The sequence below is a fragment of the Corynebacterium sp. TAE3-ERU30 genome (assembly GCF_019209925.1).
Taxonomy (GTDB): Bacteria; Actinomycetota; Actinomycetes; order Mycobacteriales; family Mycobacteriaceae; genus Corynebacterium; species Corynebacterium megadyptis.
Window position 1 is genome coordinate 154577 of the sequence record NZ_JAHUTO010000004.1, and the last position, 26473, is coordinate 181049.

The 26473-nt window shown below is 63.2% G+C and carries 26 protein-coding genes; 20 read left to right on the forward strand and 6 right to left on the reverse strand.

Going from position 1 to position 26473, the window contains the following annotated elements:
• Positions 1–378: 378 nt before the first annotated feature.
• The 3 genes from KR227_RS08935 (at position 379) to KR227_RS08945 (ending at position 2653) form a co-directional block, all read left to right on the forward strand.
• On the forward strand, positions 379–1743 hold the full coding sequence (locus KR227_RS08935) for a DUF445 domain-containing protein (RefSeq protein WP_218365018.1): 1365 nt from the start codon (positions 379–381) through the stop codon (positions 1741–1743).
• A 92-nt stretch (positions 1744–1835) separates the two neighbouring features.
• Positions 1836–2102: a DUF2516 family protein gene (locus KR227_RS08940; protein ID WP_255549247.1), complete on the forward strand. Its 267-nt coding sequence runs from the start codon at positions 1836–1838 to the stop codon at positions 2100–2102.
• Positions 2103–2182: 80 nt separating this feature from the next.
• Entirely contained in the window at positions 2183–2653 is a 471-nt protein-coding gene (locus tag KR227_RS08945) for a hypothetical protein (protein ID WP_218365019.1), read from the forward strand.
• Here the strand turns inward: KR227_RS08945 and KR227_RS08950 are convergent.
• The 3 genes from KR227_RS08950 to KR227_RS08960 are packed head-to-tail and all read right to left on the reverse strand — an operon-like array spanning position 2650 to position 4827.
• Positions 2650–3399, reverse strand: coding sequence for a DUF2993 domain-containing protein (locus KR227_RS08950; RefSeq protein ID WP_218365020.1), 750 nt, complete (start codon positions 3397–3399; stop codon positions 2650–2652). The genes KR227_RS08945 and KR227_RS08950 overlap by 4 nt on opposite strands.
• Before the next feature lie 55 nt (positions 3400–3454).
• A complete protein-coding gene (locus KR227_RS08955) occupies positions 3455–4276 on the reverse strand; it encodes a class I SAM-dependent methyltransferase (protein WP_218365021.1) in 822 nt (273 codons plus the stop codon).
• 47 nt (positions 4277–4323) lie between these two features.
• Positions 4324–4827 carry a DUF2505 domain-containing protein gene (locus KR227_RS08960; RefSeq protein WP_218365022.1) on the reverse strand — a complete coding sequence of 168 codons (504 nt, stop codon included), beginning with the start codon at positions 4825–4827 and terminating at the stop codon, positions 4324–4326.
• A gap of 24 nt (positions 4828–4851) precedes the next feature.
• Here KR227_RS08960 and KR227_RS08965 point away from each other — a divergent pair, with 24 nt between their 5' ends.
• Both KR227_RS08965 and KR227_RS08970 read left to right on the forward strand, forming a co-directional pair.
• A complete protein-coding gene (locus tag KR227_RS08965; protein ID WP_218365023.1) occupies positions 4852–5994 on the forward strand; it encodes a UDP-N-acetylmuramate dehydrogenase in 1143 nt (380 codons plus the stop codon).
• A gap of 106 nt (positions 5995–6100) precedes the next feature.
• A complete protein-coding gene (locus KR227_RS08970; protein WP_218365024.1) occupies positions 6101–6898 on the forward strand; it encodes a hypothetical protein in 798 nt (265 codons plus the stop codon).
• A 105-nt stretch (positions 6899–7003) separates the two neighbouring features.
• Here the strand turns inward: KR227_RS08970 and KR227_RS08975 are convergent, their stop codons facing one another.
• On the reverse strand, positions 7004–8749 hold the full coding sequence (locus KR227_RS08975) for a long-chain-fatty-acid--CoA ligase (protein ID WP_218365025.1): 1746 nt from the start codon (positions 8747–8749) through the stop codon (positions 7004–7006).
• Between the two features lie 491 nt (positions 8750–9240).
• Between KR227_RS08975 and mshA the strand changes: the two genes are divergently transcribed.
• The 4 genes from mshA (at position 9241) to KR227_RS08995 (ending at position 13693) form a co-directional block, all read left to right on the forward strand.
• Positions 9241–10503, forward strand: a complete 1263-nt coding sequence (mshA, locus tag KR227_RS08980; RefSeq protein WP_218365026.1) for a D-inositol-3-phosphate glycosyltransferase — start codon at positions 9241–9243, stop codon at positions 10501–10503.
• Positions 10504–10599: 96 nt separating this feature from the next.
• Positions 10600–11352 carry a phosphoglyceromutase gene (locus tag KR227_RS08985; protein WP_218365162.1) on the forward strand — a complete coding sequence of 251 codons (753 nt, stop codon included), beginning with the start codon at positions 10600–10602 and terminating at the stop codon, positions 11350–11352.
• 257 nt (positions 11353–11609) lie between these two features.
• The gene (locus KR227_RS08990) at positions 11610–13001 is read left to right on the forward strand and encodes an ATP-binding protein (protein WP_218365027.1); all 1392 of its coding nucleotides are present in this window, start codon (positions 11610–11612) and stop codon (positions 12999–13001) included.
• A 2-nt stretch (positions 13002–13003) separates the two neighbouring features.
• A complete protein-coding gene (locus KR227_RS08995; protein WP_151529294.1) occupies positions 13004–13693 on the forward strand; it encodes a response regulator transcription factor in 690 nt (229 codons plus the stop codon).
• Positions 13694–13698: 5 nt separating this feature from the next.
• Here the strand turns inward: KR227_RS08995 and KR227_RS09000 are convergent, their stop codons facing one another.
• Positions 13699–14583, reverse strand: a complete 885-nt coding sequence (locus tag KR227_RS09000; protein WP_218365028.1) for a hypothetical protein — start codon at positions 14581–14583, stop codon at positions 13699–13701.
• 33 nt (positions 14584–14616) lie between these two features.
• Here KR227_RS09000 and KR227_RS09005 point away from each other — a divergent pair, with 33 nt between their 5' ends.
• The 5 genes from KR227_RS09005 to KR227_RS09025 all read left to right on the forward strand — a co-directional run bounded on the left by KR227_RS09005 (position 14617) and on the right by KR227_RS09025 (position 18408).
• Positions 14617–15546, forward strand: a complete 930-nt coding sequence (locus KR227_RS09005; protein WP_218365029.1) for a Ppx/GppA phosphatase family protein — start codon at positions 14617–14619, stop codon at positions 15544–15546.
• A 14-nt stretch (positions 15547–15560) separates the two neighbouring features.
• Complete coding sequence (locus tag KR227_RS09010; RefSeq protein WP_218365030.1) at positions 15561–16541, forward strand: hypothetical protein; 981 nt, start codon at positions 15561–15563, stop codon at positions 16539–16541.
• 90 nt (positions 16542–16631) lie between these two features.
• The gene (gene proC / locus KR227_RS09015; RefSeq protein ID WP_218365031.1) at positions 16632–17438 is read left to right on the forward strand and encodes a pyrroline-5-carboxylate reductase; all 807 of its coding nucleotides are present in this window, start codon (positions 16632–16634) and stop codon (positions 17436–17438) included.
• Positions 17439–17811: 373 nt separating this feature from the next.
• On the forward strand, positions 17812–18003 hold the full coding sequence (locus KR227_RS09020; RefSeq protein WP_018019464.1) for a helix-turn-helix domain-containing protein: 192 nt from the start codon (positions 17812–17814) through the stop codon (positions 18001–18003).
• A 303-nt stretch (positions 18004–18306) separates the two neighbouring features.
• Entirely contained in the window at positions 18307–18408 is a 102-nt protein-coding gene (locus KR227_RS09025; protein ID WP_003855542.1) for a 30S ribosomal protein bS22, read from the forward strand.
• 106 nt (positions 18409–18514) lie between these two features.
• On the opposite strand, the gene KR227_RS09030 is transcribed toward KR227_RS09025, so the two are convergent.
• Complete coding sequence (locus tag KR227_RS09030; protein ID WP_218365032.1) at positions 18515–19570, reverse strand: HAD-IB family hydrolase; 1056 nt, start codon at positions 19568–19570, stop codon at positions 18515–18517.
• A 138-nt stretch (positions 19571–19708) separates the two neighbouring features.
• On the opposite strand from KR227_RS09030, the gene KR227_RS09035 reads away from it, so the two are divergent.
• The 6 genes from KR227_RS09035 (at position 19709) to dnaJ (ending at position 26434) form a co-directional block, all read left to right on the forward strand.
• A complete protein-coding gene (locus KR227_RS09035) occupies positions 19709–19951 on the forward strand; it encodes a glutaredoxin family protein (protein ID WP_218365033.1) in 243 nt (80 codons plus the stop codon).
• Between the two features lie 68 nt (positions 19952–20019).
• Entirely contained in the window at positions 20020–21414 is a 1395-nt protein-coding gene (locus KR227_RS09040; RefSeq protein WP_218365034.1) for a glutamyl-tRNA reductase, read from the forward strand.
• An 11-nt stretch (positions 21415–21425) separates the two neighbouring features.
• Positions 21426–22328, forward strand: coding sequence for a hydroxymethylbilane synthase (hemC, locus tag KR227_RS09045; RefSeq protein ID WP_218365035.1), 903 nt, complete (start codon positions 21426–21428; stop codon positions 22326–22328).
• 333 nt (positions 22329–22661) lie between these two features.
• Positions 22662–24497, forward strand: a complete 1836-nt coding sequence (gene dnaK, locus KR227_RS09050; RefSeq protein WP_151529285.1) for a molecular chaperone DnaK — start codon at positions 22662–22664, stop codon at positions 24495–24497.
• On the forward strand, positions 24494–25180 hold the full coding sequence (gene grpE / locus KR227_RS09055; protein ID WP_218365036.1) for a nucleotide exchange factor GrpE: 687 nt from the start codon (positions 24494–24496) through the stop codon (positions 25178–25180). Before dnaK ends, grpE begins: the two co-directional genes overlap by 4 nt.
• A gap of 45 nt (positions 25181–25225) precedes the next feature.
• A complete protein-coding gene (dnaJ, locus tag KR227_RS09060) occupies positions 25226–26434 on the forward strand; it encodes a molecular chaperone DnaJ (protein WP_151529283.1) in 1209 nt (402 codons plus the stop codon).
• The last annotated feature ends 39 nt before the right edge of the window (positions 26435–26473 follow it).

Here is a 26473-nt window from a genome sequence, read left to right on the forward strand (position 1 = left end):
AGCCGCCGAGTCGGATCCCCGAAGATCTGGCTCGGCGGTTTTGGCTATGTCATTCCCCACTGCAACGGAGAGGAGGTGCCCGTGAATAACCGCACCCGCTGGATCATTCTCATGGTGCTCATCACCATCCTCACCCTGCTCGTGGGGCTGCGTTTCATCAGCACCGGCCTGTCCATGATCTAGGCCGCACCCCGCGCCTGCACCTGCGGCCCGCGCCCGAACCCGCGCCCGAATAATATGGCGCAGCACTACGCGTATACGCTGGGCACATCTCGCCCGCACCGCAGCAGATGCGCTATAGTGCAACAGTTCATCCCAGCCGCCGCCCCATCCGAGGCGGAGGCTGCACCTAGTACCTAGCTGAGAGTGACAACATCCATGGGACGACACTCACTCGGCCCCGCCGCAGATGCGGCGGAGGCTACCGCGCCCACTGCGTCCGACTCCACCTCGGGGCGTCTCGCCGTTCCCGGCCCCTCCCCAGAGACGGAGGCCGAGCGCCGCCGCGGCCTGCGCAAGTACAAGACCATCGCCACCGGACTGCTGCTACTGGCCACGGTGGTGTATCTCCTCTGCCGCTGGTTGGAAGCCCAGCCGGGCGAAACCGCCACCTGGGTTGGCTTCGTACGCGCCGGCGCGGAGGCCGGCATGATCGGCGGCTTGGCGGACTGGTTCGCGGTGACCGCGCTCTTCCGTCATCCGCTGCATCTGCCGATTCCGCATACCGCGATCGTGCGCAATAAGAAGGACCAGATCGGCGAGTCCCTGGCGGGCTTCGTGGGGGATAACTTCCTCAATGCCGAGCTCATTACAGAGAAGGTCTCCCAGGCCCGCATCCCGGAGCGTATCGGCGAGTGGCTGGTGGCCGAGGGCAATGCGGAGCGCACCTCCGCCGAGGCCGGTCGTTTGCTCGCCGCCATTGTGCGGGAGTTGGATCCCGCCGAGGCCGAGGCCATTATCCAGCGCGGCCTCATCGACCGCCTCGCCGAACCGGAGTGGGGACCACCTGCTGGCCGCATCCTCGAGGGGCTGATCGAGGAAGGCAAGACCGAGCCGGTGGTGGATGCCGTCGCCGCTTGGGCGGATGAGAAGGCCCGAGCCTCCGAGGATCTCATCGACCGTCTCCTCGGCGAGCGCGCCCCCAGCTGGGCGCCGCGCTTTGTCAATGATCTCGTCTCGGACAAGGTCTATCGCGAGCTCACCGCGTGGACGGCCGCTGTGGCCCGCGATAAAAACCACGAGGCCCGCCGCGAGATGCGCCGGGTGGTGGCCCGCTTGGCCCATGATCTCCAGCACGATCCGGAGACCATCGCCAAGCTGGAGAGCTGGAAGACGGATGTGCTCGGCTCCAGCGCGATCCAGGGCGCCCCTGCCGCCATCTGGCGGGGCGCATCCTCCTCCATTGTGGAGGCCGCCGAGGATCCCACCTCGGTGCTGCGCACCAAGATCACCGCGTTCGCGCGCGACTGGGGCCACAGGATCTGCGAGGATGAGCAGATGCGTGTCTCCCTGGAGCGTCGCATTATCGATGGTGCGGCTTTCTTGGCCAATAACTACGCAGATGAGATCACCGCGATCATTTCGGAGACCATCGAGCGCTGGGACGCCGAGGAGGCCAGCGACAAGATCGAGCTCATGGTGGGCAAGGATTTGCAGTTCATTCGCCTCAACGGCACCATCGTCGGTGCCTTGGCGGGGCTGATTATCTACGCGCTCTCCCACCTTCTCTTCGGCGCACTCTAAGCGCCGCACATTCCCCGCACCCACCACAGGTGTCTCGCTGCGGAGACGGTAAGGTGGGTGCCACGACGCCCGCTGTCTAAGGAGCTCCGCTGATGTCGCTATTCACCATGATCCTCTACTGGCCGGTCGCCATCGCCGGCGCGCTTGGCGCTGTACTGATCGCCAATACCCGCCCCGACGCTTTCGAGGCCGCCGGCCGCAAGGACAAGTGGACGTGGTTCGGCATGGTGCTGGGTTCTACCCTCGCCACCCTCATCGGTTTCCCGATTCTCGCCTGGGTCGGCATCGTCGTCATCGGCGTCTACTGGTGGGATGTACGCCCCCAGATCAAGAGCATCCTCAACGGCGACTACTACTAAGGCCCTCGCCGGCGCTTATCGACGCCGCCCCGCCGCCCAGCAGCCGCCCTGCGTGCAGTGATCCGCTAGCCTTAGAAGCCATGACATGGTTGATGGCCCTGCACCCGGGCGTGACAGACGAGCAGATCCGTGCCCGCATGGAGCAGGCAGCGCAAGAGGGCGCTGCCGCAGTGGTAATTCCCCCGCATAAGCTGCACCTGGTGCAGCACGCGAGCGTGCCGGTGCTCTCCACGGCTGGGTGGCCGAGCGGCAACCACGCCCCGCTGATCAAAGCCTCCGAGGCGCGCCTAGCCGTACAGACCGGGGCCGAGGGAGTGCTGGCGATGCTCGACCAAGCCGGCGATGAATCCCATTTCTTCTCCGAAGTTGCCCTGCTCACGGAGGCAGTACCAGAGCCCGCGGGGCTGTGGATTGTGCTCGGCCCAGACTCGGACCCAGCACAGCACGAAGCCCGCGCCGAGCAGGCACGGGCCATGGGAGTGCGGGGAGTCATCAGCGCCGCCGCGGCGCGCGGCTGTGGGCGACTCTACCCGGACAGAGTCGAGATTTAGAGCTGCTCCTGCAGGCTATTGAGATCCACATTATCGCCCACCGCGACCACGCGCAGGCCAGTATCGACGACCTCCACCTCGGTGATCTTAAGATCCACCGTGGCTTCGGCGACCGCTACCTGAAGGGCGCGGCCAATCTCCTCGGAGAAGGCGTCGGGAAGCCGCACGGTGCCCACCTCGATGCTGTCTACCTGAAATTCCAGCTGGTTGGAGCCGACGCGCGGGGTGAGAGTGAGGGTGGCGAGGCCATCATTGATGAGCACCCGCACCTTCTGGCCGGCGGTGTCGATAGCGGTGACCTCGATGAGGCTGGCGAAGAAATTGCCCTCGCTGCGCTCCGCCTGGGTGCGCTGCGCCATGGCCAAGAGATACTCATCGGGCAGGATGGCGTCGGCCGCGAAGTGCCCGGCCATGAGGCGCTCGCTGCGAATATCGAGGTCCTCGATGTCCACGGTGGCCTTGGGGGTGCCGGTGACGGTCGGTTCCGTGGGATGGGCCTCGGTGGAGACAATCTCCAGGGTGTTCTCGGTGTCGACGGTGAGGTGATTGACGGTACCCGTGGCGGCACCCAGCAGCAGCGGGGAGGCACCGAAGCTCACCGAGGAGCCGGGCACTTCCTCAGTGATGCGTTTACCCACATAGAAGCGGGTACCTACCTCGGCCACCACCGCGATCACCAGCAGGGCGAGAAGCAGGCCAATAAGAATTTTCATAGGGGACTTCGAGGACCCGTGAGAAGCAGACATCTCTCATAGTGTGCTCGAAAACGGGGGAGTGGGCAACTATGGCCGGCGGCGGGCGCTAGCGCGGCGCCACGGCGGCGAAATCCACGGTCACGACATTATCCCGCACCCCGCGGCGCCAGCCGTGCAGCGGATACTGGGTGGCGAGGGTCTCTAGCGCGTGCCGCCAGCGGATGCGCGGGCCAAAACTCGACCAGCCGGCCGCCTGATCCCAGGCGGCGTCAGCGGCGCGCAGAAAATCATAGATGCGCTCCCCAGCCACATTGCGGTGGATGAGGATCTTCGGCAGCCGCTCGGCCACCAACGAGGGGCGCGGCGTATGGTGCGGATCCCAGGCCAGGGTGAGAGTGCGCGGGCCGTGTTGATCCAGCAGCACCCACGAGCTACGCCGGCCCAGCTCATCGCAGGTGCCGTCGATAAACATGCCCCCGTCGGCGAGGCGTTCGCCCACCGCCTGCCACACCTCGGGCACATGGGCGGCGTCGTATTGGCGCAGCACATTAAAGGCGCGCAGCAGATGCGGGTGATAGCCGGCGAGCTCGAAACCGCCCAGCTCAAAACGCACCCCATCCCGCGGCGGCAGCACCCGGCTGGGTTCGATCTCGAGCCCGATCACCGCAATATCGGGGCGGGTGCGGCGCAGCCAGCGCGCCCACTCGCAGGTGGTGCGAAACGACGCCCCATAGCCGAGGTCGATGGCAAGGGGCGCGTCTACGGAACGCAGTAGCCTGCGCACCTCGGGCTGGTAGTGCAACCAGCGATCGAGTTTGCGCAGGCGGTTCGCTCCGGTGGTTCCTCGCGTCACCACGCCCACAGGTCCGCTACTGGGGCGGCTGAGGGCGTGGGAAGAAAAGGCGAGGTTATGCGCGTGATCGGCCATGGTCTCAGAGCGCCTCGACGCGCAGCGAGAGTCGCGACACGAGCGGACTAGGAGTGCGAGGAAATCCACTCTTCGGTGAGCTTCGCCTCGTTGGCGAGCAGCTCACCCACCGCATCGGCCACCTTGGGCTCGATGGCGGGCCCCATGAAGGGGATGTCCACGGTAATGACGTTGTTGTAGGTGAGGGTGGTGGAGGAGTCATCGCCGCTCAGGGCGATGTCGCCCTCGAAGTCCACCGGGGCGCCCTTCACATCGGCGGTATAAGAACCCTCGGTGGAGGTGCCCTCGAGAGCCGTGTAGTTAACCACGCGCTTAATCTTGAGTGCCTGGCTGATCATGGCGCTCACAGCCTCGGGCAGCATGTCGGTGGGCATGACCTCGAAGAGCACAGCCTTGGCGCCGTTATCGTCGGCAGTGAACTCGTGCACCTCGCCCGGCTCGGGGGAGAGAGTGGCGGTGTTGTGATCCCAATACGCCTTGTCTGCAAACGCAGCGTAGACGTCTGCGGGCGGGAAATTAATGGTCACGGTGGTAGTTGTACGAGTAGCCATGGCAATAAGACTACCGTTAGAAGGGTGGACGACTCGACTTTCACCCCTAATTACTCCCAGTTGGCATCGAAACTTGCTGCGTGTGAGGGCCTTTCGCTCCAAGACATAGCATTGGCGGATCTCACCACGCTCCGGATCGGCGGGCAGCCGCGCCTCACCGCCGTGGCGGATACCCCCGAGGCCGCCATCGAGGCACTGCGGCTGTGCGACGCCGCCAGCGTGCCCGTGCTCCCCATCGGCGGCGGCTCCAACCTCGTGGTGGCAGACGTCCCCCTCGAGTTGGTGGCCCTGGTCTTAAATTTCCGCGCGATCACGGTGGACACCGATAGCGGCCTGCTGCAGGCCGAGGCCGGTGCGGTATGGGACGATGTGGTTGCCGCCAGCGTCGAGGCCGGCCTGGGCGGCATCGAGTGCCTGTCCGGCATTCCCGGCTCGGCCGGCGCCACGCCGGTGCAAAATGTGGGCGCCTATGGCGTGGAGATCGCCGATGTGCTCACCCGCGTGTACCTCTACGACCGCAGCACCGACACCGAGCAGTGGGTAGATGCCAGTGCCCTGGAGATGTCCTATCGCTACTCCAACCTGAAGTTCACCCAGCGCGGCCTCGTGCTGGCCGTAGAATTCCAGCTCCGCACCGATGGCCTGTCGGCGCCGCTGCGCTTCGGGCAGCTCGCCCGCGAGCTCGGGATATCCGCGGAAGAAGACACCCCGCGTCGCCCTGCCGCGACCGTGCGTGAGGCTGTGCTCGCGCTGCGACGCGGCAAGGGCATGGTGCTTGACGACGCCGACCCCGACACCTACTCCGCCGGCTCCTTCTTCACCAACCCCATCATCGATGCCGCCGATGTGGACACGGTGCGCGCCAATGTGGCGGCGCTGGTGGGCGAGGAAGAGGCCGCCGCAATGCCGGTATTCCCCAGCGGCGAGGGGCGGGCCAAGCTCTCCGCTGCCTGGTTGATCGAGCGTGCCGGCTTCCACCGCGGCCACCCCGGCCCGGATGCGCCCGCGCGGCTATCGACGAAGCACACCTTGGCGCTGACCAATCGCGGCGCGGCCACCGCGGCCGATCTCGTGGCACTGGCCCGCGAGGTGCGTGACGGGGTGCGTGAGCGCCTCGGGGTGACTCTCGAACCGGAACCGATCTGGGTGGGCGTGAGCCTCGATTAAGGCGGAACCACCCCTATTGTCTGGGGGGAACCTTAGAATGGCACACAAACCCGACAATCTACGACGCGGCGTGTACGGCCGTGACACAAGAAGTGAGTGAGTATCGATGACGAATACTGGCAACCCCGGCAACCAGTCCGGCCCTTTCCGCGACCCCAATGAGCCCCAGTGGCAGGCGGGGCAGGGGCAGACGGATCCGCCCACTCAGAACATGCAGCCTATTCAGCAGCCCTACTCGCCTGATGCGGATTTCGCCGCCCCCGCCGGCGCGGCCGCGGGTTATGGCCAGCCGCAGAATTATGGCCCACCACCGCAGCAGACACCCCCGCCGCAGCAGCCACAGCAGCAGCCGCCGAAGAAATCCGGGGGAAAGACCGCCGCCATTATCGCGGGCGTGATCGTGCTGTGTCTGTGTGTCGTCGGCGCTGCCATGGTGCTCGCCCGGGTGCTCAGTGGCGGTGGCGGGGACGATACCCCCACCCAAGCGGTCGGGAGCAGCTCTGAGGAGGAATCCGTGGTGGAAACCGTGGTGGAGACGGTGACCGAGGAGGAAAGCACCCCCGCGGAGACCAGCAGCTCGAGTTCGTCCTCCACCTCGTCGTCTGAGAGCTCATCCCCCTCCACCACGACTGAGCCGCGGGATCATTTCCGCCCCAATGGCACCTATGCGGGCTCGACGAACACCTTTGAGTACTACACGGGTAGCTCCGTGACCACGAAGCCCTTTGCGAAGGCTGTGGCCAAGGAGATGGTTCCCCACGCCAATGCCACCGATGTGTTCACGATTCGCGCCACCTCGCCGGTGACGAATAAGGAATACGAGATGAAGTGCGTGCCGCAGAAGGCTGATGGTTTCACCTGCAGCGGCGGCGATAACGCGGTGGTCCACCTAGTGCGGAAGTAGGCCCGATAGCCCCGCGAGTACAGCACAGCGGCTCCAGCTAGGCCCTGAATGCTTGAAGCCCGCCCCACGGTGTGGGGCGGGCTTACTCATGTCTGCGTGCTCGGGCTAGAACTCGTTTTCGCTGCCGTAGCGCTCCACTAGGAGCTGCTGCACGTCGCGGCGGCGGATCTTGCCCAGCTGGTCGCGGGGGAGTTCTTCGAAGTGGTAGAACACGCGGGGCACCTTGTAGCGGGTGAGGTGCTCGCGGCAGAAGCTCTTGAGGGAATCCGGATCCAGGGTAGCTCCCGCAGAGAGAGTGATGGCGGCGGTGACCGTCTCAGAACCGTCGCCGCGGGGCATGCCCACCACGGTGCAGTCGGTGATATCCGGGTGCTTCTGGAGCACATCCTCCACTTCCGCCGGGTAGACATTGAACCCGCCGGTGATGATCATTTCCTTCAAACGGGAAACGAGCTTGACGAAGCCATCTTCTTCCATCAATCCCACGTCGCCGGTGCGGAACCAGCCATTGTGGAAGGAGGCGTCGGTGGCCTCTTGGTTTTTCAGATAGCCGGGGAAGATCTGGGGGCCGCGTGCCAGCACCTCGCCCTCGACGCCATAGGGCTGCGTCTCATCCAAGTTATCGGGGTTGGCGATGCGGATCTCGGTGTCGGGGAAGGGAATGCCCACATAGCCGGGGCGGCGGTCGCTGGTCATCGGGTTACCGATGAGAATCGGCGAGCACTCGGTCAGGCCATAGCCCTCCACGAGACGGCCATTGGTGTGTTCCTCCCAGGCCTGCACCACAGACACGGGCAGAGTGGAGGCGCCAGAGAAGGCGTTGCGGAAGCAGCTGATATCGATCCCGGTTTCCTGGGAGGCCTCCACGATCCGCTCATAGAGGGTGGGAACACCCGGCAGCCAGGTGGGCTTCTTCTTCTTCACTACCTCCATGATCAGCTTGAGATCCGGGGAGGGCAGCAGCAGCACTTGGGCGCCCACGAAGAAGGCGAGGGTGGCGACCATCGTCATGCCATAGGCGTGGAACATCGGCAGGGCGGCGAGCATGCGCTCCTCGCGATCGCCGAGCCCCTCCACCCAGTGCTTGCCCATCAGCAGGTTAGAGAAGAGATTGCCGTGGGTGAGCTGCGCGCCCTTGGGGCGACCCGTGGTGCCCGAGGTGTAGAGAATCAGGGCCACGCTGTCGCGGGTGACGTCCGGGCAGGAGGTGATGTCGGCGCCATCGCCACCGATGACGGGATCCAGCAGGGTCTCCCACGGAATCGAGTTGCGTGCCGGCTCGGAGAGCTTTTTGCGGGTCTTAATGAGCGAGGGCAGCGGGACGCGCAACGCCACGCGCTTGACCATCGGCATGGCGTTGATCATGTTCACCGACACGATCGTCTCCAGCGAGGTGGAGGCCCGCAGCGATTCCAGCACATGGGCCGACTTATCCCAGCAGATCGCCACCCGTGCACCGTGATCGGCGAAGGGCGGTTCCAGCTCGTGGGAGGTATAGAGCGGGTTGTGCTCCACCACGGTGGCGCCGAGCTTGAGTACCGCGTAGAAGGCGATGAGATGCTGCGGACAGTTCGGCAGCATGATGCCGACGCAGTCACCCTGACGCACACCGAGGGCGCGCAGACCAGCGGCGCAGGCCCGTACCTGGGCGTCGAACTCGCTGAAGGTCAGTGACTTACCAAAGAAGTAGGTGGCGGGGCGGCCACCATTGATCTGGAGGTTGTTGTCATAGACATCCAGCAGGGTGGTCTCGCCATAGTCCAAGGCGTGGGGAGTCCACTCGGCGTAATACTTCAGCCACGGCTTTGAACCGGGTTCCGGTGTGGTGGTGTTCTCAGGATGGTCGGTCATGGTGGAGATGAACTCGCCTTTCGATCAGCGTGGCGTCGAAGCGTATGAGGGTCCGGACGTCTTTTCTGGGGCGTGTAAGGGTCAGTTTGCCAACAGTATAACGATGAATTCCTCATGTTTCGGCGTAGAGGCTCATCGCTCGTTCTTATCCAAATCTTAACTGTGGGGTTATGCGCGGCGCGCATGAGGACCTACTGCTGTGATAGGTGCCGCTGTGTCAAGGCAATAGTCGCTGGTGGGCGCCGCTCGGCAGCGATTGTGTCAGGGGCAGCATCTCCCCACTGCCACTGAATGCTGTTCAGGCGCTGTCCTGCCGTCCCACGGCGCGAAAGATAAGAACAGTGGCGGCGATTCTGGCTGCTGGGAGCGCTGTATCCCCTGCAATGGGCTGCTGCAGCCGCGGTACGTGAAAAAGAGCACATGTGCTCTGGGTGACTATCGCTGACTCTGTCCCGCCCGCTCGGCGCAGGAGCGCTCTAGAATAGACAGCTATGCGTATCGCGATGATTTCCATGCATACCTCTCCGTTGCAGCAGCCGGGGCAGGGCGACGCCGGCGGCATGAACGTCTACGTGTTGGCCACGGCCCAAGCGCTGGCGGATCAGGGCATGGACGTCGATATCTTCACTCGTGCTCACCGGCCGAGCCAGGGCGAGATCGTAGAGATTGGGCCGCGGATTCGGGTGATTAATATCGTCGCCGGCCCCTATGAGGGTCTTGCTAAAGAGCAGCTGCCGATGCAGCTCGCGGCCTTTGCCGGCGGGATGTTGGCTTTTGTGCGCTGCCACAAGCTCTCTTATGACCTCATTCATTCGCATTATTGGCTCTCGGGGCAGGTGGGCTGGCTGCTTCGGGATCTCTGGGAGGTGCCGCTGGTTCACACAGCGCATACCCTCGCCGCGGTGAAGAATGCGCACCGCACCGCCGATGACACCGAGGAATCCGAGGCGCGACGCATCTGCGAGCAGCAGATTGTGGATAATGCCGACAAGCTGGTGGTCAATACCCTCGAGGAGGAGGACAATCTCGTCTCCTACTATGACGCCGAGCGGGACAAGATTGAGATTGTGTACCCGGGGGCGGACACGCAGCTCTTTACGCCGGGCAATGATCGAGCCACCGAGCGGGCGCGCCGGGAACTGGGATTGCCTTTTAATGCCAAGGTGATTGCCTTTGTGGGCAGGCTGCAACGCTTCAAGGGCCCGCATATTCTGCTGCAGGCTGTGGCCCAGATGCTTGAGCGCGATCCCGAGCTGAATGTGCGCGTGGTGGTGTGTGGCGGGGCCTCGGGGCCGAATGCCACCGGCGAGGAGTACTACCGCCTGGCCGAGAGCTTAGGGATTGGTCGGGTGGTGCGTTTTCTCGAGCCGCGCCCGCCCTCGGAGCTGGTCGCGGTGTTTCAGGCCGCGGATGTGGTGGCGGTGCCGAGCTATAACGAGTCCTTCGGGCTGGTGGCAATGGAAGCCCAAGCCACGGGAACCCCGGTGGTGGCGGCCCGCGTGGGTGGGTTGCCGATCGCAGTCCGGCATGGAGAGACAGGGCTGCTTACTCACAGCCACGAGGTGACGGAATGGGCAGAGGCGCTGACCACGATGGTCAACGACGATGTCACCCGCATCCAGATGGGGGAGAATGCGCGCGAGCACGCCCTGAACTTCTCCTGGGCGGCCTCCGCGGAGCGGCTACTGACTGTGTATTCCGAGGCGCTGAACTCTCCAGTGGATCAGTGCGCCCCGCGTAAGGCGCACGGCTAGCCGGTGCTGCCGCGCTCGCGGAGTCCACAGCGAGGTGTGTGAATGTGGGGCACTCAATAGCACAAGGGGGAGACGATGATGCCTGAGCGTGGCACAATGGTGCTTATGACTGGAAAGCTAATTCTTCTCCGCCATGGCCAGAGTGAATGGAACGCATCCAACCAGTTCACCGGCTGGATGGATGTCAATCTTACCGATAAGGGCCGCGAAGAGGCGCAGCGCGGTGGACAGCTGCTCAAGGAGCAGGGTGTTCTGCCGGATCTGCTCTACACCTCGCTGCTGCGTCGCGCGATCAACACCGCCAATATCGCCCTCAACGCCGCTGACCGCCACTGGATCCCGGTAGTCCGCGATTGGCGCCTCAACGAGCGCCACTACGGTGCACTGCAGGGCCTGAACAAGGCTGAGACCAAGGACAAGTACGGTGACGAGCAGTTCATGGCATGGCGTCGTTCTTATGACACCCCGCCGCCGGAGCTGGACGATGCTTCCGAGTACTCCCAGGCCGGGGATCCGCGCTACGCTGATCTGCCCGCCGTGCCGAAGACGGAGTGCCTGAAGGACGTCGTGGAGCGCTTCGTGCCCTACTTCGAGGAAGAGATTCTGCCGAAGGCCAAGGAAGGCAAGACCGTTATGCTCGCCGCGCACGGCAACTCCCTGCGCGCCCTGGTCAAGCACCTGGACAAGATCTCCGATGAGGAGATCGCTGGGCTGAATATCCCCACCGGTATCCCGCTGGTTTATGAGCTCGATGCTGATGGCACTGTGCTCAACCCGGGTGGCACCTACCTGGATCCGGAGGCTGCTGCCGCCGGTGCCGCCGCCGTGGCTGCCCAGGGTGGCAAATAACCCTTCACGCTCACAGTGAGCTCACTGTAGCTGCATGCCTATCACGCGGTGAGTGAAGAGGCCCGCAGTGCGTCCGTGCGCACTGCGGGCTTTTCCGTGTGCTGGGCAGGCCGCGGCGGCGTCTACGTCACCCACGGGTGTGCTCGCGTAGCGGCATCGCCCAAACTGTGCTTGGGTGGGACACAGAACCATCACATTATTCGCAATGTCACCGCCGCCGGCCGGACCGGCGGCGTCGGCGAGAGAAGGCCAGAGACATGTTCTTAGTCGGAATCATCGTGGGAGCCATGGGGGCTCTCGTGATGATGCCGCTTGCGCGTTTTCTGCGGCGCTGGGCGCAGCGCCGCCGCGAGGCCGAAACGATTACGGATAACCGCATCACCACCATCTCCCAGGTACTGCACCTAACGGTGCAGGGATCGCCGACAGGCGTGGCGGTGATTGATCGAAGCGGCTCGGTTGTGCTCTCTAATATGCCCGCGCACGATATGGGCATCGTGCACGAGCACAGCGTGAACAAGCAGATTTGGGCCTCCGCGCTGGAGGTATTCGCGGATCAAGACACCCGAGTGGTCTCACTCGAGTTGCCCCGCCGGCTCGCCAGCCGGGTCTCCGCGGTGGATGCGACGGTGGCGCCGCTGACGCTCACCGATGAGCGCTTCGTCGTGGTCTATTCCACGGATGAGTCCGAGCATGTGCGCATGGAATCGGCGCGCCGCGATTTCGTGGCCAATGTCTCTCATGAGCTCAAAACCCCGGTGGGGGGTATGGCCCTTTTGGCGGAGGTGCTGCTGAACTCCGCGGATGATCCAGAATCTGTGCTGCACTTTGGTGAGCGGCTGCTCAACGAGGCGCATCGGATGTCCTCGTTGATTAATGAGCTGATTGCTTTGTCGAAGCTGCAGGGCGCAGAGAAGCTGCCCGCGATGAAGCCGGTATCGGTGGATGAGGTGATTGACGAGGCGGTCAGCCGCAATAAATTGACGGCAGAGACCGCCGGTATCGAGATCATTCGCGATACACCCTCCGGGGTGCAGGTGCGCGGCGATAGCACGCTGTTGATTACCGCCATTACCAATCTGATTATCAACGCCATCAACTATTCGCCGGAGTCCACTCCCGTGACGATCTCCCAAAAGGTGGTGCATTCCCCTAGCGGAGAGAAGACCGTGCAGGTGCGGGTGACTGATCGCGGCATTGGTATTTCGGAGGAAGATCAGCAGCGCGTATTCGAGCGTTTCTTCCGGGTAGACAAGGCCCGGTCGCGCCAAACGGGAGGCACCGGTTTGGGGCTAGCGATTGTTAAACATGTCACCGCAAACCACGGGGGATCGATTAAACTGTGGTCACAGCCCAATATTGGCTCGACGTTCACCCTTGAGCTTCCTGTTTTCGATGTTCAGGAAACGAATGAGGCTCAGCCGCTGACGTCTGAGGCCCCAGAACTTCCCGCCGATACCTCGGTCGCGGCGCCGAAGCGCGCGAGGCGCTCCCTCCGTCCCCTCGGCGGGGGACGTGGGCACCGCAATGCCGAGAAACAACCGGCTGCGCGGCAGGACAGCTTGATGGATCGTGTGGGAATTACTAGCGCATCTCAGCATGTGGGTATGCGCAATGAAGCCAGCAGGCGGAAGGATGGCACAGAGTAACCATGACCCGAATTCTGATTGTTGAGGACGAGGAATCCCTAGCGGAACCGCTGGCATTTCTGCTGGCGAAGGAGGGCTTCGAGGTAAGCACTGCGGTCGATGGCCCCTCGGCGCTGGTGGAGTTTCATAAGAAAGACATCGATATCGTCCTGCTGGATCTGATGCTTCCTGGAATGTCCGGCACCGATGTGTGTAAGCAGATTCGCCAAAGCTCCCAGGTGCCGGTGATCATGGTCACCGCCCGCGACTCGGAAATCGATAAGGTTGTGGGCCTCGAGCTCGGCGCCGATGACTATGTGACCAAGCCTTATTCTTCTCGGGAGCTCATCGCCCGTATTCGCGCGGTGCTCCGCCGCAGCAAGGAACGCGCGGTGGAGGAGGAGTTCGACGAGCAGGTGCTCAAGGGCGGCCGGGTGCGCATGGACGTGGAATCCCATACCGTCACCGTCGATGGCGAGGAGATCGCCCTGCCCTTGAAGGAATTCGACCTGCTCGAGTACCTGCTGCGCAATTCGGGCCGCGTGCTCACCCGCTCCCAGCTCATTGACCGCGTCTGGGGCGCGGACTACGTGGGCGATACCAAAACCCTGGATGTGCATGTCAAGCGTTTGCGCTCCAAGATCGAGGAGCAGCCCTCTCGGCCCCAATATCTCGTGACCGTCCGCGGCCTCGGCTATAAATTCGAGGCCTGAGCCGCTTATCGACGCTCACTTGCCGCCACCGTGGCCGGGTGCTGCAGCGAGGATCCTCCCACCTGGGTGATCAGCTCCACGAGACGCTCATAGGCGGCATCGCCCATCACCTTCCGCAGCTCCGTCTCATAGCTTTGCCACATCGGTATCTCGCTGGTGTGGCAGGACGAGGCGGAGGTGCACCACCAATCGAAGTCTTCGCCACCATTTCCCCATGCCCGCCGCTCATACTCGGAAATGGTGGTTTTCAAAATATCGGCGCCATCGGCGCGCACGGTCCATTCCTCTTCGCGGCGCAGCGGCACCAGCCAACACACCTCCGGTTTGATCTCGGTGATGTCCTGGCCGCTGGCCACCGCATATTGGTGGAGAGCACAGCCCGCGCCTGTGCCGTGCCCGTTGCGGTTGGCAAAGATGCAGGCGCCGTCGACAAGCTTTGTTTTCAGCGCCGGCTCCATCTCCCCGTCCTCGTTTTCTAGCTCATCCCATTCCAGCCACGGCTCGATCTCGGTGGCATCGGCGGCGGCGATGTAGTCATCGACGTCCTTGGGGCGCAGCTGCCAGAAATGCGCGGGCATCTCGGCCACGGAATTGTAGAGCAGATCCTGATCGGACTCGTCTGTGAGAAAAGCCCCATGATTGCAACAGCCCACTACCCGGTTGTTTTCGTCAATACCGAGGCATTCGGGCTGGCCGAAATGGCAGCGCCAGCGGGAAGTCAGCCACGTGATGTCCACGCTGAACAGGTGATTCGGGTCCTCTGGATTGTGAAATTCCAGCCATTGCCGGGGAAAGTCAGGGGGTAATTCGCGGCCCGCGCGAATGGATCGGCCGGCTGGGGATGTCGCGGGAAAGCCAAGAAATGTCGACGTCTCATGCGGGGTGTTCACACTTTTCCAACTTAGACCCGCTACCCTAAAGTTGTGCGATTAGGTGTATTGGACGTTGGCAGCAACACTGTCCACTTGGTGGCAGTCGATGCGCGCTCGGGTGGACATCCCACCCCCATGAGCGATTGGAAGACCACGATGAAACTCGTGGAGTTCCTTGACGCAGACGGCGCCCTCAATGACAAGGGACAGTCGAAGCTGATCAAGAATGTGGCAGAGGCGAGCGATCTCGCCGACACACTACGGTGTGATGAGGTGATGGCTTTCGCCACCTCTGCGGTGCGTTCCGCCACGAATCAAAAGAAGGTTCTGAATCGCGTTGAGAAAGAGGCGGGCATCAAGCTCGAGGTTCTCACCGGCGAAGAGGAAGCAATACTGACCTTCCTGGCGGTACGACGCTGGTACGGCTGGTCTGCCGGCCGCATCATCAATCTTGATATTGGCGGTGGCTCCCTCGAGCTCTCCACTGGTACCGACGAGCATCCGGAGAAAGCATTTTCGCTTGATCTTGGTGCGGGCCGGCTCACTCATAAGTGGTTCGACACGGATCCGCCCTCGCGAAAGAAGATCAATATTCTTCGCGATTACATCGACGCCGAACTTGCGGAACCCGCTCAGCAGTTGCAGAACTGCGGCCACGCCAATCTGGCTGTGGGCACGAGCAAAACGTTCCGCACCTTGGCTCGTCTCACCGGTGCTGCACCCTCCTCGGCGGGGCCGCGCGTCAAGCGCACCCTCACCGCGCCGGGCTTGCGCCAGCTGATCGCATTTATTTCCCGCATGACAGCTAGTGACCGAGCAGAGCTCGAAGGAGTAAGCTCGGACCGTTCCCATCAAATCGTCGCCGGAGCCCTCGTTGCAGAGGCAAGCATGCGCGCCCTGGGGCTCGAAAAAATCGAGATTTGCCCATGGGCGCTGCGTGAAGGGGTTATCCTTAGACGAATTGATAAGGGATTGGACTAGGAAAGGAAGCGAGTATGAGCGACCAACAGCTGACAGTCGCAGAGCTCTTAGCCCGCGCATCCAAGGAGAACGGCGATCAGGCTCCGCGTAAGCGTCGCCGGCGCCGCCGCAGCCTCGAAGAGGGCGGTGTGTCCGTTGCCGAGCTCACCGGTTCGATCCCGAAGGTAGATAAAACCCCCGAGCAGCCCAAACACACCTCTCAGCCGATCGACGCGGAAAATACCGCCCGCACGGCCGAGCCCGCCCCCGAGGCAGCACCGCCCGCTCCGGAGCAACCGGCTGTGCAGCAGCAGGAGAGCGTCGATAAGCCTGCGAGTGCCCCGGTTGAGGAGCAGAAACCCGAGGGCTTTAGTCCGAAGCTCAACCGTGTGCCGCGTGGCGCTGCGGCGAAGGACAAGGACGAGACCATGGTGCTCGACGTGGTCCAGGAGGGCGAAGAGCCGCGTCTGACCACCGATACCTTTAAGGCCGTGAGCCCCGAGCAGGCGCAGCAGGCCGCTGCACCGCAGCCCGAGACCGCGCCGGAGCCGGTGGAATCCATCGAGCGTTCGCCGGAATCCGAGGGCACGCGCAGCGATGAGCCGCCGACCGCCACCCTCGAGGCGGTACGCGATGAGCACGCCGGCGAGCAGAAGCAGCGCGTGGCCCCCTATATGGCTGCTCCGGAGCAGCCGGCTGCGCAGCCCGATGCAGAGCCCGCTGAGGCCCCCGCGGCGGCTGCGGAGGAGGAATCCGAGCGCTCGGTGTCCATCCCCGCCATTATCGGTATGACCGTGGTGGCTGTGGTGATTGGTATCGCCATCTTCAAGGGCTTCGAGCTGCTGTGGGCCAACTTCAGCAACCTCATCACCGGGGTGCTGGCCCTGGCCGTGACCGGCGGCATCGTCGGTATCGTGCACGCAATGCGCACTGATCGCGACAAGCTCACCATGCTGCTTGCCGCGGTGGTCGGACTGGTGCTCACCTTCGGCCCCTCGCTCATCGCCGGGCTCTAAGCGCCACCGGCTAGGAAACACCCCCGCTATGGAGATGATCCGGCGGGGGTTCTTTCTTGCGCTGCCAGCTACATCTGGCACAGTGGTGATATGACCAAGATTGCAGTGATTGGTGGCGGAAACATCGGCGAGGCCCTCATTTCTGGGCTCATTTCCGGTGGTATCCGCCCGCAGGATATCAACGTGTCCAACCGCCGTGAGGAGCGCGGACGCGAACTTGCGGAGCGCTTCGAGATCAACGACTACGTCGATAACTACCAGGCCGTTGAGGGCGTGGACGTGGTGTTCTTGGCGGTCAAGCCCTACATGATTGTGGATGTGCTCGAGGAAATCTCCGACTCGCTCAATGAGAACACCGAGGACGCGATCGTGGTGTCCATGGCCGCAGGTATCTCCCTGGCGGCCATGGAAGAGGTGGTCTCCGCCGGCACGCCGCTGGTGCGCGTGATGCCCAATACGCCCATGTTCGTGGGCAAGGGGGTCTCTGCCATGGCGGCGGGGCGTTTCGCCGGTGATGCCGAGATGGACACCGTCGCCGAGCTCTTGTCCGCCGTGGGCGAGGTGGTGCGGGTGCGCGAGTCGGATATCGACGTCGTCACGGCGATGTCCGGATCCTCGCCGGCCTATGTGTTCCTCATGGCCGAGGCCATGACCGACGCCGGGGTGCAGCTGGGCCTGAAGCGGGAGCTTGCGGAGCAGCTGGCGGTGAACGCCATCGACGGCGCAGCCGCCATGCTCAAGGAAGGCAGCAAATCTCCTGTGGAGCTGCGTGCCTCCGTCTCCTCCCCAGCCGGTACCACGGCTGCTGCCATTCGTTCCCTCGAGGAATCCGGATTCCGGGGCGCGTTTTATCGGGCCATGGAAGCCTGCGCGAAGCGTTCCGCAGAGCTGTCCTGAACCGGCACGCCGCAAACCCTTAAGTAGCACTTCACCCCGCCGATGGGTGGGGTGCTTCTTTTTTGCGGGGCCGGCCGCCGCCGCGCTGATACTGGCGTCGATCAATGGTGGGAGAGGTCCCGCGAGCCGCCGCTGAGACCGGAACACGGGGTTTCAACTGGGCAAATGGGAAATCCGGTGGGCAGGGTGTGGGGCTTGGCAACTCACGTGCATGTAGTTTCCCACCTGACTCATGTGGCAGCTGAGATAAACTCCATCCCACCAGCTCGCATTCGTAACAACATTAACGCTAAGCTGTTCTCGAACACGATCGTGTCTCCATCTGCAGGAGGGGAAGCCTGCAGCGCGTTCGCGTTATGAAGGGTTTAACACTATGGCACACGAGGACAATGGCACCTTCTTGACCGTCGCAGAAGTCGCTGACATCATGCGCGTATCCAAGATGACGGTGTATCGACTTATTCACTCCAGCGAGCTGCCCGCCGTGCGGGTGGGGCGCTCCTTCCGAGTTCATGAGAAGGCCGTGAATGAGTACCTCGAGGCGTCGTTCTACGACGCCGGCTAAAACATGCTCCCGCGCCGCAGTCGATAGGCTGGGGCGCACATGTGCGGGCTGGTTATCGCGCTAGGGTGCTCTGCAGGGTGTAGCGAGGGGGAATTTTATCCTCGCTCACCCTCTAGGTATGATTGCTAGCATTCGTGTGGCATCACACCTGCTCCCACTACGGGGGTGGCGGCACTCTCTTGCCGGGCGGTGCGTCCGACGATGTCCGTCCGCCTCGGCAGCGGCCTGCTGCTGCACGGCCGTCGCAGATGCGCACACTATGTATATATACGCACAACGATCTTAAGTAAGTGAGGATGCCCTATGGGTTCTGTTATCAAGAAGCGCCGCAAGCGCATGTCCAAGAAGAAGCACCGCAAGATGCTGCGCCGTACCCGCGTTCAGCGTCGTAAGCTCGGCAAGTAAGCCGCATGCGCGCGGCCCTTTATATCACTCTAGGGCCTGCTCACACACCGCCGCAGTAGAGATAATCTACAGCTCGGCGGTGTGTTTTTTATGCTCTGGGCGAGGCCTAGCTCTTTTTCTTGGACTTGCCCAAGTAGCGCCAGGCGCCGGTAGAGAACGCGGCGGTGATGATGGCGGGCAGGCCAAATTTGCGCACGGCCTTGCGCACATTGCGATAGTCGCGCACCTCCCAGCCGCGCTGCAGCGCAGTCTTGCGGAGCTTGGCGTCGGGATTGACGGCCACCGCAGTGCCCACCATGGATAGCATGGGCAGGTCATTAATGGAATCGGAATAGGCCGTGCAGCGCTGCAGGTCGAGCTGTTCCACGGCGGCAAGCGCGGCCACCGCATGCCGCTTGCCGGAGCCGTGCAAGATATCGCCCACCAGGCGGCCGGTGAACTTGCCGTCCTTGACCTCGGCCACGGTGCCCAAGGCGCCCGTGAAGCCGAATTGGCGGGCCAAGATCTGCGCTAGCTGCACCGGGGTGGCGGAGACCAGCCACACCTGCTGGCCGGCATTGAGGTGCATCTCGGCGAGCTCCTTGGTGCCGGGCCAGATCTTCTCCGACATGTGGGTTTCCACGATGTCCTCGCAGAGTTCCACGAGCTCATTAACATCGCGGCCCTTAATAAACTCCAGCGCCTGCTGGCGGCCCTCGGCCACATCATTGGCGTTCTCGGAGCCGCTGAGGCGGAACTTCAGCTGCTTATAGGCCACCGGTGCGATCTCGGAGAATTTAAAATACTTCTTCTTCGCCAGCCCCATGGCGAGCACGATGATCGAGGCGCCCTGGATCAGAGTGTTGTCCACATCGAAAAAGGCGGCCGCCGTATGGTCCTGCGGGATCTCCGGATCGGGAGTTGTGACCGACCGGGCGGACGCTGCCTCGAAGGCGCCGGAGACGCTGGTCATGCCGGAGTCAAAGTCAGCGGGGTCGAGGCCAAAGACCTCGGCCACCGCGGCCTCGCCGGCGGCACGCTGAGACTGCTCATCAATCGGCGGGAGAGCGCGATCTTCAAAGAAGTGGCGCAGGTTCCCGCGCGAGGTGGACCACGCCGCCAGAAATTCCGAGGGCGAGCTAGGCCCATCGAAGGGACCAAGGGGAACGTTATTGGAGTTCACGGCGATTGTTCAGAGGCTTTCCGGGTAGGGGCTAGAGCTGAGAGGCACGCCCGAAAGTGGGACCCTTGCCATCGTATAAGGTTAGGGCGCAGCTCGCCGTCTTAATAATCACTCCCAGGATGGAGGCACCGATTCTCTATGCCCACCCACAGCGTTGAACTTATGGTCCGTGCCGGTTGTGGATCCTGTGTGCGCGTCGCCAAGCAAATCGAGCCCATTGTGCGCGCCGCCGGAGCGACATGGCAGGTGCGAGATGTGGATGAGGACCCCGAGCTCGCCATGGAGTTTGGCGACCGTGTGCCGGTGGTTGTGGTGGACGATGAGGAGTTTGCGTGCTGGGAAGTAGACAACTCCGAGTTAGCCAACACTTTGTTGGCTTGAAGGTGAAAGCAGACTAGCGTTCTTATCAGCCTTTAATGTGACTGATGAGGAAGCGGTGAGCTATTTCAATGAGCGTGCTAATTGTGGGTATGTCCCACCGGTCGGCACCTGTGTCGTTGCTTGAACAGCTCAGCATGGACGATGACGCAGCGATTCGCGTTGCGTCGACTCTGATTACCCGTCCCTCGCTCACCGAGGCCCTCATTGTCTCTACCTGCAACCGGGTAGAGGTGTACTGTGTCACCTCCTCCTTCCACGCCGGCGTCCACGAAGTGGTGGATGTCCTGCATGAATACAGCGGGGTAGACATCGATACGCTGCGCGCCAAGCTCTATGTGCGCTATGCCGACGCCGCCGCCGAGCACATGCTCATGGTCACCGCCGGACTGGATTCCATGGTGGTGGGGGAGCAGCAGATCATCGGCCAGGTGCGTCACGCCTACCAGCTCGCCTCGAAGTCGGCCACTGCCGGCCCGGCGCTGCACTCTCTGACCCAGACAGCCCTGCACACCGGCAAGCGAGTCCACACCGAGACCGCCATTGATGAGGCGGGGGCATCCATGGTCTCCTTCGCCCTGCAGCAGGCGGTGGCCGAGATGGGCCGTGAGGAGGAGGAACTCCCCCTGAAGGGGGTTAGCGTTCTCGTGCTCGGCGCGGGGGCAATGGCCTCCCTGGCCTCCACTCATGTGGGCCGTATGGGGGTAGAGCGCCTCATCGTGTGCAACCGCACCTACGAGCGGGCCCAGAATCTGGTGGCCCACGCTCTCGAGGCAGGGGTGAACGCCCAGGCGATCCAGTACGAGGATCGCACCTCGGTGCTCAACGAGGTGTCCATGGTGGTCTCCGCCACCGGCGCCGATGGCTTCACCATCAACGCCAGCGACATCCCCGCCGATCATCCGGGCCTAGTGGCCGTGGATCTCTCCCTGCCGCGCGATCTGGACGATGCGATCGAGGAGCGCACTGGCTGCCACCTGATCAATATCGAGAAGCTGCACCACCACGCCGATGGCGAGACCTCGCAGGTGCACGCCGAGTCGCTGCGCATTGTGCGCGATGCCCTCGAGCAGTTCACCTCCCAGCAGCGCGTGCGCGAGGTAGCACCCGCGGTCTCGGCGCTGCGTAAGCACGCCGCCGAGCTGGTGGAGGCCGAGATGGGGCAGCTCATGCGGCGCACCCCGGGCATGGAGGATGCTGACCGTAATGAGGTCAATCGCACCGTGCGACGCATCGTCGATAAGCTGCTGCATCAGCCCACCGTGCGGGTGAAGCAGCTGGCAGCCCGCTCGGGCACCGTCACCTATGAAACCGTGATTCAGGAGCTCTTCGGGCTGCAGGATCCGGTGCCGGGGCGCTCCATTGCTGTGGCGATGGACGAGCTGCCCGGAAATATGGGGCATATGCCGGTGCGGGCCGAGTCCGTAGCGGAGACCTACCCCTCCTCGCTGAGCGTCAGCGAGTAGTCTTAATGGGCATGTTTCGGATTGGTACTCGCGGATCTCAACTTGCCACTACACAAACCGGCCATGTGCGCGATGCACTGGCCGAGCTCGGCCACGATGCCGAATTAACGATTATCACCACCCCGGGTGATAAGAACATGTCCCCGGTGGAGCGCATCGGCGTCGGCGTGTTCACCCAGGCGCTGCGCGAGGCCATGGCCCGCGGCGAATGCGATCTGGCGGTGCACTCCTTCAAGGACCTGCCCACCGCCCCCGATGATCGTTTCGTGCTCGTCACCCCAGCCCGTGAGGATCGCCGTGAGGCCCTCATCGCCCGCGATGGGCTCACCCTCGATGAACTCCCCGAGCACGCCACCGTGGGCACCTCCGCGCCGCGTCGTATCGCCCAGCTGCGGGCGCTGCGCCCCGATCTGGATATCCGCCCCCTGCGCGGCAATATCGACACCCGCATGGGCAAGGTGCTGCATGGGGAACTCGACGCCGTGGTGCTGGCGGCAGCGGGACTCACTCGCGTCGGGCAGCTCGATCGCGCCACGGAGCTTTTCGACGCCACCCGCCTGATGCCCGCCCCTGCCCAAGGCGCCCTCGCTATCGAATGCCGAGCCGAGGACACCCACGCCGTGGAGGCGATTCGGGCCCTGGCGGATACCTCGACCGAGCTCTGCGCCGCCGCCGAGCGTGCCGTATTGGCCACCCTGGAAGCCGGCTGTACCGCGCCGGTGGCCGCCCATGCTGAGTTCAGCGAGGGGCAGTTGAGCCTCACCGCCGGTGCTTTTGCGCTCGACGGCAGCGCCCAGCTGGTGCACAGCGCCAGCGGCGCGGTCGAGAACAAGGAACAGGCCCGCGCGCTGGGCGCTGCGGTGGCCCGCGAGTTGCTCTCGCAAGGCGCCTCCGCACTGGTGGCCGTCTCCTAAACTCACGCGCTTTATCGTTTTTGTGCGCGTCCTAGCGGCGCCCCGGATAGCACGCTATTGCTCTCCGCGGGCGCCGCTTCTGTCTCTTCCTAACCTGTGTGAGCTGGGAAAATAAAAAAGTTGAGCGAATCGGGAACAACTTTGCGGGAAGTGCCGTTGTATGAGGTGAAAAGTTGAGTTAGCTTCACTCAAGAAGGTTGGCGATTATGACGAGAGTTTGTTAGCGTGGTCGCAGACGTTGAGTGAGCATTACTCAACTCGATGAATTCAAACGAGTCCCGTCCGAGTGGGCGGGCACAAACGTACAAACGTACACAGGAGGACAACACAACTATGGGACGTGCAGTAGGCATTGACTTGGGTACCACCAACTCGGTCGTATCCGTGCTTGAGGGTGGCGAGGCAACCGTTATCGCTAACTCCGAAGGCTCCCGGACCACCCCTTCGGTGGTCGCATTCGCAAAGAACGGCGAGGTTCTGGTCGGTCAGTCCGCGAAGAACCAGGCCGTCACCAACGTCGATCGCACCGTGCGCTCCGTCAAGCGCCACATGGGCAGCGACTGGACCGTTGAGGTCGACGATAAGAAGTACACCCCGCAGGAGATCTCCGCTCGCACGCTGATGAAGCTCAAGCGCGATGCTGAGTCTTACCTGGGCGATGATGTCACCGACGCCGTGATCACCGTTCCCGCTTACTTCGAGGACGCACAGCGCCAGGCCACCAAGGAGGCCGGTCAGATCGCAGGCCTGAACGTGCTGCGTATCGTGAACGAGCCCACCGCCGCCGCTCTGGCCTATGGCCTGGAGAAGGGCGACAAGGAGCAGACCATTCTGGTCTTCGACCTTGGTGGCGGCACCTTCGACGTCTCCCTGCTGGAGATCGGCGATGGCGTGGTCGAGGTTATGGCCACCGCTGGCGACAACGAGCTGGGCGGCGATGACTGGGATCAGCGCATCGTGGACTGGTTGGCTGAGAAGTTCAAGAGCTCCCACGGTATCGACCTGACCAAGGACAAGATGGCTCTGCAGCGTCTGCGTGAGGCTGCCGAGAAGGCCAAGATTGAGCTGTCTTCCTCGCAGCAGGCATCCATCAACCTGCCCTACATCACCGTGGACTCCGAGAAGAACCCGCTCTTCCTGGACGAGACCCTCACCCGCACCGAGTTCCAGCGCATCACCCAAGATCTGCTGGACCGCACCAAGGCTCCCTTCAACCAGGTAGTCAAGGACGCAGAGATCTCCGTTTCCGAGATCGACCACGTGGTGCTCGTCGGTGGCTCCACCCGTATGCCGGCCGTCTCCGAGATGGTCAAGGAGCTCTCCGGTAAGGAGCCGAACAAGGGCGTGAACCCGGACGAGGTTGTGGCCATGGGTGCTGCTCTGCAGGCCGGTGTGCTGCGCGGCGAGGTCAAGGACGTGCTGCTGCTCGACGTCACCCCGCTCTCCCTCGGTATTGAGACCAAGGGTGGCGTGATGACCAAGCTCATCGAGCGCAACACCACCATTCCGACCAAGAAGTCCGAGACCTTCACCACCGCAGAGGACAACCAGCCCTCCGTGCAGATCCAGGTATTCCAGGGTGAGCGCGAGATGGCCTCCGCCAATAAGCTGCTCGGCTCCTTCGAGCTCGGTGGCATTGCCCCGGCGCCGCGTGGCGTGCCGCAGATCGAGGTCACCTTCGACATCGACGCCAATGGCATCGTGCACGTGACCGCGAAGGACAAGGGCACCGGCAAGGAAAACACCATCAAGATCCAGGACGGCTCCAGCCTGTCTCAGGAAGACATCGACCGCATGGTCAAGGATGCTGAGACCCACGCCGAAGAGGACAAGAAGCGCCGCGAGGAGCAGGAGGTGCGCAACTCTGCAGAGTCCATGGCGTACCAGACCCGCAAGTTCCTCGAGGAGAACTCCGAGAAGGTCTCCGAGGACATCAAGAAGAAGGTCGAAGACGCCGCCAATGGTGTGGACGAGGCCCTGAAGGGCGATGACCTCGATGCCATCAAGGACGCCGTGGACACCCTGTCCAAGGAGTCCCAGGAGATGGGCAAGGCCCTCTACGAGGCCGAGGCCGCCCAGGGCGCTACCCAGGCTGAGGGCGCCGACCAGGCCGCTGATGACAATGTTGTCGACGCTGAGGTTGTCGACGAGGAGGATGAGAAGAAGTGACCCACCCAGGCGAGATGCCCGATAACCCGGGCGATCCCGACGCCACGGATGAGGCCAACTACTCTCCGAACGAGGCCGAAGCCGCCGCTGCGGAAGCGGCGGCCGACGCCGAGGCCAGTGCAACAGGCGGCGAGCAGGTAGTCGATCCCCTCGACGAAGAGATCAACGAACTGCTCGACGAAGAGGCCGCGCTCGCCGACGCCGAAGCCACCGAGGCTGAGGAAGAGGCAGCGGCCGAGGCTGAGGCCGAGGATCCGGCTGCGGCACAGATCGCGGAGCTCACCGAGGATCTCAAGCGCGTGTCTGCCGAGTACGCCAACTATCGTCGGCGCACCGAGCGGGAACGCGAGGGCGTGATCTCCGCCGCCACGGTGAAGGTGCTCAAGGAATTGCTACCTATCCTCGATGACATCGACATGGCTGAACAGCATGGCGATCTCGAGCAGGGGCCCTTGAAGCCCTTCGCGGAGAAGCTCCGCAGCACCGTGAGCGGTGTGGGGCTCAAGCGCTTCGGCGAGACCGGCGACGAGTTCAACCCGGAGATCCACGAGGCCATCCAAGATGCCTCGACCGGAGAAGACAAGGCCCTCGGCACCGTGGTGCGACCCGGCTACCAGTACAAGGACACAGTCGTGCGCGCCGCTATGGTGATCATCGACGACCCAGTAGAGGATCAAGAATAAAAAGCCCACGATATCGTGTAGCGGAAGGAGGGGACTGTACGTCTCATGGCACAGCGTGAATGGGCAGAAAAAGACTATTACGCGGACCTCGGGGTCTCCTCGTCCGCTTCCCAGGCCGACATCAAGCGCGCCTATCGGAAACTGGCACGAGACAACCACCCCGACACCCACCCAGGTGACACCCAGGCGGAAACCCGCTTCAAGAAAGTCGCCGAGGCCTATGACGTCATCGGCGATGAGCAGAAGCGCAAAGAATATGACGAGATGAAGGCCATGCTCTCCTCGGGCATGGGCGGATTCGGTCGCGGTTTCGGCCAGAGGGGAGGCGCCGGATTTCCCGGCGGGTTTCGCTCGACGTCGACGGAGGACTTCGACATCTCGGACCTCTTCGGCCAAACGGGCGGAGGACCCAGTGGAGGCTTTTCTAGTGAAGGCGGTCTGGGGGATATCTTCGGTGGCATTTTCAACCGCGGCGGTGGTGCTCGCCACGCAACTCGGCCGACGCGGGGATCGGACGTAGAAACCCAGATCACTCTGGATTTCCGCGAGGCCACCAAGGGCACCACTATCCCGCTCCGGCTCACCGGCGATGCCCCCTGCAATAAGTGTCACGGCTCCGGCTCCGCCTCGGCGAAGCCCGCCACCTGCGGGGTGTGCAATGGCACCGGCTATGAGTCGGAGAGCAAGGGCACCTTCGGGTTCTCTAAGCCCTGCAGTAACTGCAATGGCTCCGGCACCAAGATCACCGATCCCTGTTCGGCCTGCAGCGGTACCGGCACCGTCAACCGCACCCGCTCGATCACCGTGAAGGTGCCAGCGGGCGTGATCGACGGCCAGCGGGTACGCCTCGCCGGCCAGGGCGAGGCCGGGCCGAATGGATTGCCCTCGGGCGATCTCTTCGTCACCGTCCACGTCCGCCCGGATCCGGTATTCACCCGCTCCGGCGACGATCTCGAGCTGACCGTACCCATCTCCTTCGCGGAGGCGGTCTTGGACAGCACGGTGACAGTGCCCACCCTCGACGGCCCCGTCACGGTGCGTTTGCGGGAAAACACCCCCAATGGCCGCACCCTGCGGGTGCGCGGCAGGGGAGTGCCGAAGCGTGACGGCACCAAGGGCGATCTGCTGGTCACTGTCGAGGTGGTGGTCCCAGATCATCTCGATGCCGGCGCTACCTCGGCGCTACGCAGCTACGCCCAGGCCGAGAAAGACTCCGGTTTCGACCCGCGGAAGGACTGGGCCGGACAGGACTAAACCCGTTAGGCCCACCTGGATAACGCTGGGTGGGCCTCT

Bases quoted from the DNA above. Each gene is read 5' to 3' on its own strand.
- KR227_RS08935 (WP_218365018.1), top strand. From the start codon at position 379: ATGGGACGACACTCACTCGGCCCCGCCGCAGATGCGGCGGAGGCTACC.
- KR227_RS08940 (WP_255549247.1), top strand. From the start codon at position 1,836: ATGTCGCTATTCACCATGATCCTCTACTGGCCGGTCGCCATCGCCGGC.
- KR227_RS08945 (WP_218365019.1), top strand. From the start codon at position 2,183: ATGACATGGTTGATGGCCCTGCACCCGGGCGTGACAGACGAGCAGATC.
- KR227_RS08950 (WP_218365020.1), bottom strand. From the start codon at position 3,399: ATGTCTGCTTCTCACGGGTCCTCGAAGTCCCCTATGAAAATTCTTATT.
- KR227_RS08955 (WP_218365021.1), bottom strand. From the start codon at position 4,276: ATGGCCGATCACGCGCATAACCTCGCCTTTTCTTCCCACGCCCTCAGC.
- KR227_RS08960 (WP_218365022.1), bottom strand. From the start codon at position 4,827: ATGGCTACTCGTACAACTACCACCGTGACCATTAATTTCCCGCCCGCA.
- KR227_RS08970 (WP_218365024.1), top strand. From the start codon at position 6,101: ATGACGAATACTGGCAACCCCGGCAACCAGTCCGGCCCTTTCCGCGAC.
- KR227_RS08975 (WP_218365025.1), bottom strand. From the start codon at position 8,749: ATGACCGACCATCCTGAGAACACCACCACACCGGAACCCGGTTCAAAG.
- mshA (WP_218365026.1), top strand. From the start codon at position 9,241: ATGCGTATCGCGATGATTTCCATGCATACCTCTCCGTTGCAGCAGCCG.
- KR227_RS08985 (WP_218365162.1), top strand. From the start codon at position 10,600: ATGGTGCTTATGACTGGAAAGCTAATTCTTCTCCGCCATGGCCAGAGT.
- KR227_RS08990 (WP_218365027.1), top strand. From the start codon at position 11,610: ATGTTCTTAGTCGGAATCATCGTGGGAGCCATGGGGGCTCTCGTGATG.
- KR227_RS08995 (WP_151529294.1), top strand. From the start codon at position 13,004: ATGACCCGAATTCTGATTGTTGAGGACGAGGAATCCCTAGCGGAACCG.
- KR227_RS09010 (WP_218365030.1), top strand. From the start codon at position 15,561: ATGAGCGACCAACAGCTGACAGTCGCAGAGCTCTTAGCCCGCGCATCC.
- proC (WP_218365031.1), top strand. From the start codon at position 16,632: ATGACCAAGATTGCAGTGATTGGTGGCGGAAACATCGGCGAGGCCCTC.
- KR227_RS09020 (WP_018019464.1), top strand. From the start codon at position 17,812: ATGGCACACGAGGACAATGGCACCTTCTTGACCGTCGCAGAAGTCGCT.
- KR227_RS09025 (WP_003855542.1), top strand. From the start codon at position 18,307: ATGGGTTCTGTTATCAAGAAGCGCCGCAAGCGCATGTCCAAGAAGAAG.
- KR227_RS09035 (WP_218365033.1), top strand. From the start codon at position 19,709: ATGCCCACCCACAGCGTTGAACTTATGGTCCGTGCCGGTTGTGGATCC.
- KR227_RS09040 (WP_218365034.1), top strand. From the start codon at position 20,020: ATGAGCGTGCTAATTGTGGGTATGTCCCACCGGTCGGCACCTGTGTCG.
- hemC (WP_218365035.1), top strand. From the start codon at position 21,426: ATGTTTCGGATTGGTACTCGCGGATCTCAACTTGCCACTACACAAACC.
- dnaK (WP_151529285.1), top strand. From the start codon at position 22,662: ATGGGACGTGCAGTAGGCATTGACTTGGGTACCACCAACTCGGTCGTA.
- dnaJ (WP_151529283.1), top strand. From the start codon at position 25,226: ATGGCACAGCGTGAATGGGCAGAAAAAGACTATTACGCGGACCTCGGG.